This window comes from Luteitalea sp. (genome assembly GCA_009377605.1).
In the GTDB taxonomy this organism is placed as follows: Bacteria; Acidobacteriota; Vicinamibacteria; order Vicinamibacterales; family Vicinamibacteraceae; genus WHTT01.
Map to the genome: position 1 here is coordinate 1 of WHTT01000056.1, position 9,148 is coordinate 9,148.

The 9,148-nt window shown below is 66.6% G+C and carries 9 protein-coding genes and 1 pseudogene (1 of these 10 cut by a window edge); 6 read left to right on the top strand and 4 right to left on the bottom strand.

What is annotated here, in order from left to right:
* The coding region (locus GEV06_18020; GenBank protein MPZ19792.1) for an FtsX-like permease family protein at positions 1–1,035 on the bottom strand (1,035 nt) is incomplete at its 3' end.
* 9 nt (positions 1,036–1,044) lie between these two features.
* A complete protein-coding gene (locus GEV06_18025; GenBank protein ID MPZ19793.1) occupies positions 1,045–1,602 on the bottom strand; it encodes a hypothetical protein in 558 nt (185 codons plus the stop codon).
* A gap of 47 nt (positions 1,603–1,649) precedes the next feature.
* On the opposite strand from GEV06_18025, the gene GEV06_18030 reads away from it, so the two are divergent.
* The 6 genes from GEV06_18030 to GEV06_18055 all read left to right on the top strand — a co-directional run bounded on the left by GEV06_18030 (position 1,650) and on the right by GEV06_18055 (position 7,900).
* Entirely contained in the window at positions 1,650–1,862 is a 213-nt protein-coding gene (locus tag GEV06_18030; GenBank protein MPZ19794.1) for a hypothetical protein, read from the top strand.
* Between the two features lie 707 nt (positions 1,863–2,569).
* The gene (locus GEV06_18035) at positions 2,570–3,037 is read left to right on the top strand and encodes a hypothetical protein (protein ID MPZ19795.1); all 468 of its coding nucleotides are present in this window, start codon (positions 2,570–2,572) and stop codon (positions 3,035–3,037) included.
* A gap of 11 nt (positions 3,038–3,048) precedes the next feature.
* On the top strand, positions 3,049–6,531 hold the full coding sequence (locus GEV06_18040) for a hypothetical protein (protein MPZ19796.1): 3,483 nt from the start codon (positions 3,049–3,051) through the stop codon (positions 6,529–6,531).
* A gap of 59 nt (positions 6,532–6,590) precedes the next feature.
* Positions 6,591–7,286, top strand: coding sequence for a sulfatase-like hydrolase/transferase (locus GEV06_18045; GenBank protein MPZ19797.1), 696 nt, complete (start codon positions 6,591–6,593; stop codon positions 7,284–7,286).
* Positions 7,246–7,647 (top strand): type II toxin-antitoxin system RelE/ParE family toxin, encoded by a 402-nt coding sequence (locus GEV06_18050; GenBank protein MPZ19798.1) that lies wholly within the window; start codon positions 7,246–7,248, stop codon positions 7,645–7,647. Before GEV06_18045 ends, GEV06_18050 begins: the two co-directional genes overlap by 41 nt.
* Positions 7,648–7,687: 40 nt before the next feature.
* Positions 7,688–7,900 (top strand): hypothetical protein, encoded by a 213-nt coding sequence (locus GEV06_18055; GenBank protein MPZ19799.1) that lies wholly within the window; start codon positions 7,688–7,690, stop codon positions 7,898–7,900.
* Positions 7,901–7,921: 21 nt separating this feature from the next.
* Here GEV06_18055 and GEV06_18060 read toward each other — a convergent pair whose 3' ends face one another.
* Positions 7,922–8,938, bottom strand: coding sequence for a PQQ-binding-like beta-propeller repeat protein (locus tag GEV06_18060; protein MPZ19800.1), 1,017 nt, complete (start codon positions 8,936–8,938; stop codon positions 7,922–7,924).
* Positions 8,887–9,148 (bottom strand): annotated as a pseudogene (locus GEV06_18065) (PQQ-binding-like beta-propeller repeat protein) (it continues 611 nt past the right edge of the window). The gene GEV06_18060 and the pseudogene GEV06_18065 overlap by 52 nt, the downstream one beginning before the upstream one ends.

The following is a 9,148-nucleotide window of genomic DNA, read 5'->3' on the forward strand; positions in this document are numbered from 1 at the left end:
ATCCTCGGTGCTGAACGAGCCGCCGTCCCGAAAGTCGATGCTGAGCGCGGTGAAGTAGCCAGCGCTGACCCGAGTGATGCCTGCCTCTGCGGCCAATGCAGGCTCCCCAAGGCGTTCAAGGCGTGTAGGACCGACCTGCTGCAGCGGCCAAGCGTCGCTCAGCGCCACCAATCCGCCACTCGTGTGCTCGCCGAGCCGTCGAAGAAGACGCGTGTAGAACTCGGCGCGGCTGGCCGAATCGGGATAGGCGCGCGCACGTAGGCTGACGCTCGTCGCCAGCACGCCGGATGCGCGGAAACCGGGATCCGTGTAGAGCATCTGCACGGCGCTCTGAATCGTCAGCGCCGACCCGACGAGCAACGCGAGCGCCGCCGCGATCTCGCAGACAATGAGCAGGGAGCGCAGGCCGCGCGTTGCGCGGCCGTCCGTCGCGACCCGGCCTCCGCTCTTGAGCGCTGCCGCGACCGCCGTCGACCACAACGTGACGAGCGGCGCAAGCGTCAGGGCCAGCGTAAGAAAGAGGCCAAGGGCAAGCGCCGCGATGAGCAGCGTGCCGTCCAGCGACAGCGCTGATTCGCCGCCTGGCAGGCGCCGGCCGAGACGCTGCTCGACGACGGGCGCGAGGCCGCGCGTGAGGAGCGCGGTCGCAGCGAGGCCGAGCGCGGTCGCCGCTCCGCCGAGCAACAGCGCTTCGATCCCGAGCAGCCGCGCCAGCCTGGCGCGGCTCGCGCCCAGCGCCAAACGGATCGCGGTTTCGTGACGGCGCCGCGCCGACCGTACCAGCAGCAGGACGGCGACGTTCCCGCAGGCGATGAGAAACACCAGAGACGCTGACACCGCCACGGCCTTCAGCAGCGGGCGCATCTCCTCCGTGTAGCGGGCCTGGATCGGTGCGAGCGTCGCGCGCCAATGTTCTGGGAGGGCGGGAGTGGACGTGCGCACGAGCGCGGTGATGCGCTCCGCGACGGCCGTCGCGTCGACGCCGTCGCGAAGTGTCACGAGGTATGGGTGCGCTGGCGCGCGAAGCGGCCCCACGACGTCCGTCTAGATGTTGACGTGCCAGAAATCCGCCGGAAGGACGCCAACGACCGTGAGCGTTTCCGGCTCGTCCGGCCGATCGCTCACGTAGGCCTTCAGCGTACGGCCGACGACGTCCGGATCACCGCCGAAGTGGCTCGCCCAGAGGTGATGGCTGATCATCACGGCTGTTGGATCGCCCGGAGCGAAGTCCGCAGGCTCGAGCACGCGGCCTCGCTCGGCCCGGAGCCCCAGCCCCTGGATGAAGCCCGGGTCACCCACGTGCCGGGCGCCGCCTCCGCGTAGGCGCCTCCGAGCAGGTAGAACATATCGAGGTCCCACGCGATGCGCTGGTCGACCACATCGTCTAGGGCCGCCCACTCGGCCTCGGCCAGGTCCTCGGGCGGACTCATGCCGGGGATCGCGAGGACCACCGAATAGAGACGGGTGGCGTTCGGGTACGGGAGAGGGCGCATCAGGTAGGCGTTGACGACGCTGACGACCGTCAAGCAGAGGGCGAGCCCGGCACCCAGCGTGGCCGTGACGACGACCGTGAAGCCGCGGTTCCGCGTGATGGCGCGCCACGCGTCGCGCAGGTCACGGCGCAGGCTGTCGAGCCAAGGCAGCCCGCGTTGATCGCGCAGCGCCTCCATCGCCTGCGCGAGCCCGCCGGATCGGACTACCGCTGCTCGCTTGGCGTGCCCGGCTGCATTGGCTCGCCGGCCTTCGTCTTCTGCGGCCAGCTCGAGGTGGAGGCGCAGCTCCTCCTCGAGCTCGGCATCCCGGCGGCTCGGTCGAAGCGTTCCCCGGACACGGATCACCCACTCGCGAAGCCTGGCCATTGAGCTCTTCTCTCCTCGTGGGAGACGTGCCCCGGGCTTGCTGCAATTGCATAGCCGCGCAGCGGCCCGAGCGTGGTCAGGATCTGCAGCAGCACCAGGTCGAGCGTTCTTTGGGGGATGTCGGCCTTGACCTGCGCTCCGTACGGCACGCCAATGGAGTATCACGTATTTTATTAGTATGTCAAATGAAGTGCTCCGACTCCTGGGTAACACGCGTTCGGTGGCGGGCTCGATCAGCAGTCTCTGGAAATCATTACCATCGCCAATCCGGTCGTCCCACAAGCTCTTAGTGGAGCGGCATCTACACGCTCATATCGGTGGATGAGTGCGCGAAGTCTCTGACGAGACGGCGCCGCCGTTCTGCAGGATACAACACGGGTCGGCAGGCGCAGGTCGAGCGCACCATGACGCCCGGATCGTAGAAGCCCTTCCTCTCCAAAGCGTTAGCTGCCGAATCAGCGATCCGTACGGGTTCGCATATCGAAACGCACGAGCGCGTGAAGCTCCTTGTTGACTCACTGCCAGGACGGACGTTTACTGGGGCCACCGGATAGCAGACGAGGCGGCGTTCGCCGGAACGACGGGGGGCTTGCCACGCGTGCCCGCTGGGGCCTTTCGCCGGCCGCGATGCTGGCAAGGCGTCAGCGGGGAAGCCGTCCCCTCGACTCCCAACGCCAGGGGAGAAGTCAGGAGAAACGGAGGCACTCACGATGAAGAGCATTCGCGTCATCGCGCCGGTCGTCTTTGTATGCCTGCTGGCGGTTGTGCACGCCCAGTCGCACAAGGGTGGAATCAGCGGAACGGTGTTCGATACCACCGGTGCGGTCGTCGCGGCTGCGACGGTGGTGATCACGAACATCGGGACCGACGAATCGCTGGCGCTCACGACGACGTCGTCGGGCACGTTCTCCGCGCCGCTCCTTGATCCGGTGGAGTACCGGATTACCGTCGAGGCGCCGGGATTCAAGCCATCGGTCGTGCCCAAGGTGAAGGTGGACACGGCGACCACGGCCACCGTGAACGTGACGCTGCAGCTCGGCGAGCTGACGGCCGAAACGACCGTCGTCGCGGCGCCTCCGATCGTCCCGCGGGCGTCCGGCACGCCTGGCCAGACAATCACGGGGCGGCAGATCGTCGAGATGCCGCTGAACAACCGCAGCGTGCTCGACCTGGCCTGACGGTCGCCAACGTGACCGGCGCCACTGGCACGGAGGATCCGGAAATGGGATCGGAGATTCCCACGCCCGGCTTCAATCTGTTCGTCAACGGGGGACGCGCCGGCTCCACCGCGATCCTCGCGGACGGCGCGCGCAATACCGGCGTCGGGCTCGCCCGCGCGATCGTCACGTTCTCGCCCGACACCGTTCAAGAGTTCACCGTGCAGACCTCGAACTTCTCCGCCGAGTTCGGGCAGACCGGCGGCGGCGTCATCAACATGACCACGAAGTCGGGGACGAACCAGTACGAAGGACTGGCCTATTGGTACCACCGGAATCCGTCGCTCAACGCGTCGTCGTTCACCACCGCCACCGTCAACCGCCCCGGGGCCAACCGCCGGCAGCACCAGTTCGGCCTGACCTATGGGGGACCCGTGCGCCTGCCGCGTCCGATCCACTATGACGGGCGAAATCGCACGTTCTTGTTCGTCGCCGCCGAGCCCCGTTATTACTTCGACAGCCGGCCGGCCAATCTGCTTCTGCCCACCGAGGCGATGCGCCGGGGAGACTTCAGCAATCTCGTGGAGGTGCCGGGCGGCGTGACGACGCGCGACGTGGCCGAGCGTATGGGGCTGCAGTCGCAGCCGGTGACGCTCTACAACCAGTTCGAGTTCGTGGGCAATCAGTTGCGGCGGCGAACCCTGGCCGAGGGCGAGACGTTTCCCGAGCTCCCCAACAACATCATCCCGTCGGAGATGCTCGACCCGCTCAGCGTGGACCTGCTCAAGTACCTGCCACCCGACGGCGACTACTTCCTCGATACGGACGGCAATCTGCGCAATTACGCGACTACGAGCTTCATCAAGAACCTCGAGCAACGGTTCACGGTCCGCCTCGATCATCACGTGACCGACAGTAACCGCCTGACCGGTCGCTACACGCAGGTGCCGATCCGCGGCGATCGGGGGCGCGGGGACTTCGAGGTGGGGAGGGATGAGGTGAACACCGGCGGGACCGACTATAGCTGGGCGCGCCAGGCGCTCGTCACCGATACTCACATTCTCTCGCCGTCGCTCGTGAACGAGCTCCGCGTGAATTACACCTACGGCCGCTTTACGAGGAACTTCCCGCCGGGATTCGACGCGATGACAGGGCGGAACCTGTCGACCGAGCTGGGGTTACCGAGCCTCACGCCTGGTGGACTCCCCGAGTTCAGCACCGGAATGGGCAATATCGGCTGGAGCCAGTCGCAACAGAACGAGAATGCGGAGCACACCTACGGCATCGCCAACACGCTGTCGTGGGTCCGCGGCCGGCAGACGTGGAAGTTCGGCGTGGATCTCCTGCAGCAGCGGTTGAAGACGATTCCGATGTTCGGCGCATCCGGCGGGAGGTACGAGTTCGCGCGCAACACGCTGCTGACAAGCAGCACCGGCGCGGGCGGGGGCACCGGTGGCACGGGCTTCGCGCAGTACCTGCTCGGCGTCTACAACCAGGTCACACTGCGTGACGTGCTCATCCCGTACTACTATCAGTGGAACTCGGCCGCGGCGTTCGTGCAGAACGACTGGCAGATCCGCAGCAACCTGACCCTGAACCTCGGCCTGCGCTACAGCCTCCAACTGCCGCGTACGGAAAAGTTCGACCGGCAGGGAGCCTTCCGTCCCGACCTCGCCCGCGAGTTCCCGCTGCCCGAGGCCGTGACGCTGCCCACCGGAGAGGCGATCACGACCGCGCTCGTCCCGCCCTTCGCCTTCTCGGGCCGCGGCGGCCGGTCGCGCTACATCACGCCGATCGACTGGAACGGGTGGGAGCCACGGGTCGGATTCGCCTGGGTGCCCGACTTCGGCTGGAATGCCGCCGGACGGCTCGTCGTGCGCGGCGGCTACGGCCTGTCGCACGCGCCGCTCTCGGGCCTGGGCCGCAACCCCTCGCCCGATTTCGCGTCCGGCACGACCGCTTTCACCTTCGATTCGCGCGTCACGGATCCCGAGTTCGTGGGCAGAATCTGCTGCAACCTGCCGCTCTGGATCCCGCGCGCGCCGGAAGAGGCGCTCAACATCCCGGACGACGGCCTGCTCGATTTGGACGGCATCAACATCGCGGCGAACGCCGTCTCGGACAACGTGCGCGTGCCCGCGCTCCACAGTTGGAGCGCCACGGTTGGCTACGAGCTTCCGGGGCAGACAGCGATCGAGCTGACGTACAACGGCAGCCGCGGCGTCAACCTGTTCCTGCCGCCCATCAACATCAATCCGGTGCCGTTCGAGCTGTCGGAGGCGTATCTGGCGCAAGGGGAGAACCCGCTGACGGTCGTGCCCGACCCCCTCGGGCGGCGCGACCCGAACGGCAACGTGATCGACGTCGCGCAGGGCTACCTCGGCACGCAGTACCTTGGCTTTCAGAACCTGAACGTGATGCTGGATTCTCGCGCGAGCAGTCGGTACCACGCTGGGACGATCAGCGTCAGGCGCCGGCACACGCAGGGTCTCTCCTACACGATCAACTATACCTACGGCAAGAGCATGGACAACGCGTCGGATTCCGGCGGTGTGCGGTTCACCGACTTCAACCCGGTCCGCTCGAACGGGCACGTCGTCTTCGGCGCGCCGCTGTCGGATGACTGGTCGGTGTCGACCTTCGACGTGAAGCACGCCTTCAGCGCGTCGTTCCTCTATGATCTGCCGTTTGGGCGCGATCGTCCGTTGCTGGCGAACGCCACCGGTCTCCTCAACACGATCGTCGGCGGTTGGAGCCTGAGCGGCGTGGCGCGGATCCAGGGCGGCGTCCCGCTGGTCGTCGTGCTGCGCGACGACAACCGCCTCGGCATCGCCGGCAACGTCCGCGCGATTCGGCCCGACCTCGTGCCGGGTGTCCCGCTCCTGAATCCACGATGGTCCAGCGACTGCCCCGTGGGGCAGGAATGCGAGCCGTGGTTCAACCCGGCAGCGTTCATGCGGCCGCCGAAGGGCACCCTCGGCAACGCCTCGCGCACGATCGACGAGGCCCGATGGCCGCGGCAGGAGTTCTTCGACTTCTCCATCCAGAAGAACTTCGGGCTGGGTGGCAACCGCCGGCTGCAGCTTCGCGTGGATCTGATCAACGCGTTCAATCACCCGGTGTTCAAGTTTGGCAGGGATAGCGACAACGGCGAGGTCTTCACGCTTCCAGCCGAGGGACTGCTGACCGAGGAGCAGTTCAACGCCTGGGCCGACTTCAACGGGCAGCCGCAGGCCGGGACACCGGAAGGGGATCGACTGCGCGGGCGCGCCGACGAGATCATCACGTCCGGCCTCGTGCCGGGGACAGAGGTGCTGCGCCCGGATTTCTTCAGCATCCCGGTACCGGAGGGGTTCCATGGGATGGACGCGAATCAGTTCGACATCACGACGTCGGAGGGCCTGAAGCTGTACCGGGTCCGGCAGGCGTACACACCCGATCGCTGGGGATTCCTGGGCGCGAGCTCGCCATATACGCCGCGATTCATTCAGATTGCGGTGAAGATCTACTTCTGAGCGAGGTGCGGAGCCATGTCCGCGCATGCCTTTGATCACACTGTCTGCTCTTGCCGCACATGAAGCACGCGCGACGTGTCCTGATCCGCTTCTCTCTTGTCGGCAGCATCATCCTGCTGGCCGCGTTCCAACCTGCGCCTTCCGAGGAGGAACGACCGCGCGACAATGTGCTCCTCATCATTTCGGATGACCTCCGGCCTGACCTGGGCACCTATGGCAACCGCCTGATGCGGACGCCGCACATCGACGGGCTTGCCTCTCGCGGCGTGCGCTTCGACCGCGCCTACGCGCAGTACCCGCTCTGCAATCCCTCGCGCGCCTCGTTGCTGACCGGCCGGTATCCCACGAGCGTGGGGGTGCTGGACAACATCACCTGGTTTCGCGCCTTCCAGCCGTTCGTCAGTCTTCCGCAGTATTTCCAGTCGCACGGTTATGCGACGCTGCGCGCGGGCAAGATCTTTCACGGCGGGATGGACCACGCGGAAGCCTGGACCGAAGGAGGGCAGCCCCGCGGGTTCACCGGCCCGCGCCGTCAGCCCACGCCGGGCGGCCCCTCGCGCGCGGCGCGTTCCGATCGCTTTGTCGTGCTCGAAGGCGACGGCGAGGACAACGGAGATTACCGTGTGGCCTGCTGCGGAGTCTACGATTCAGCGTTGACCGTTCACGATTCGCAGCCGGCGGGGCCTTCACATCCGCAAAATTATCAGATACGATATGTTTGTGTCCAAGGCCCCAACGCCGCTGACCATTCGTGAGTACATCACGAGCGGCGGCGTCAGCCCCTTTCGCGACTGGCTGGACACGTTGGATGCCAAGGTCAAAGCCCGGATCCAGGCGCGCGTGCTCCGCTTCGAGACGGGCAATCTCGGCGATCACAAAAGCGTGGGCGCCGGCGTTTGGGAGGCCCGGCTGGTCTTCGGCCCAGGGTACAGGATCTATTTCGGCAAGGACGGGAAGACGGTCATTCTCCTCCTGGCTGGCGGTACGAAGCCATCACAGAAGGGAGACATTAGCCAGGCGCAGGCGTATCGGCGCGAGTACTTGGAGGCGAAGCGACATGGCAAGACGAAGCAAGGACTGGAACGCGGGACTCGCGAAGGACTTTCGCGATCCTGAATTCGCGCGTGAGTTTCTCCTGGCAGCGATCGATGAGGGTGTGCCCCTGCAACTCGCGCTCGGCAAGGCGATTCGCGCGATGGGCGTGAAGGAATTCGCGGCGAAAGCTCGAATGGCGAGCCCGAATGTGCTGCGCGCGATCCATCCGCGGCATAACCCGACGCACGACACATTGAACCGCCTTCTGAAGCCGTTCCGGCTCCGACTGAGCCTCGCGCGGCTCGATGCGCCGAGAGGCCGACACGCCGCGTGAACGTCGGATACCCGCCTGCGTTCAGCGGTCGCTGCGCGCCGTCGTCGTGCCCGCCGGCAGCGCGTACGCCACGATGCCGGTCGGCCCGGTGTGGGGCGCTGATATCGCTCCTGGACCGGTCGGCTGCGTGCCAGACGCGGTGACCAGCAGATACTGCCGGCCGCCGTGCTCGTACATCGACGGCTGCCCGCTCGTGGGCCCGCCCAGCGGCAGGGTCGCCAGTTCTGCGCCGTTCGCGCTGTCGTACACGTGCACCTTGCGGTCGGCCGCCGTGGCGAACACCAGCCCGGCACCCGTCACGACCATCCCGCCCTTCACCGTCGCGGCCGAGCCCGTGCCGGTAACGCCGTGCTTCACCAGCCGCAGGTCGTCACCGAGCCCCTTCTGCCAGGCGATCGTGCCGGTGTTGAGATCGTAGGCCGTGAGCGTGGTGTACGGCGGCGCGATAATCGTCGGGAAGAGCCCGAATCCATCGGTCACCGGATAGCCTTCACGCACGACCTCCGCAGGCGCGCCGCCGCGGGCGGGACGCACCTCGCCGGCCTTCAGCAATCGGATCAGCGTCGGCACGTTGAAGCCGATGACGTACACGCGTCCGTCCGCAGGATTGCTGGCGGTGCTGCCCCAGTTCGATCCGCCCTGGTTGCCCGGCATGTGCACCACCTCGTCGAAGCCGATCGGCGTGAACGGGCCATCGTTTCGCGCGCGCGCCACGCGCTGCCGGAACTCCTCGCGCTCCTTCGGGGTGAGGATGTACGGGTTGCTGTCGTCCGCCGTGAACGACTGCCGCGAGAACGGCGGAGGGTTCGTCGGAAACGGCTGGGTCGGAGACAGCTTTTCTCCGGGCACCTGCGTGCCCTGCGGTACCGCGCGCTCCTCGATTGGCCAGATGGGCTCTCCCGACACCCGATCGAACACGTACAGATAGCCGGTCTTGGACGCGACCGCGACCACGTCGACTTGCCGTCCGTTGTGCTGGATGGTCGTCAGCTGCGGCGCGGCGTTGTTGTCCAGGTCCCAGATGTCGTGGTGCACCATCTGGAAGTGCCACAGCCTGCGACCCGTCCGCGCATCGAGCGCAAGGATGCAGTTGGCAAACAGGTTGTCGCCGTGCCGATAGCCGCCGTGGAAGTTGTACTTGCCGCTGCTGGTCGGCACGTAGACGATGGCTCGGGCCGCGTCGATGGAGAGCTCGGCCCAGTTGTTGGCGCCGCCGACCGAGGCGCGCGCATCTTTGGGCCAGGTGTC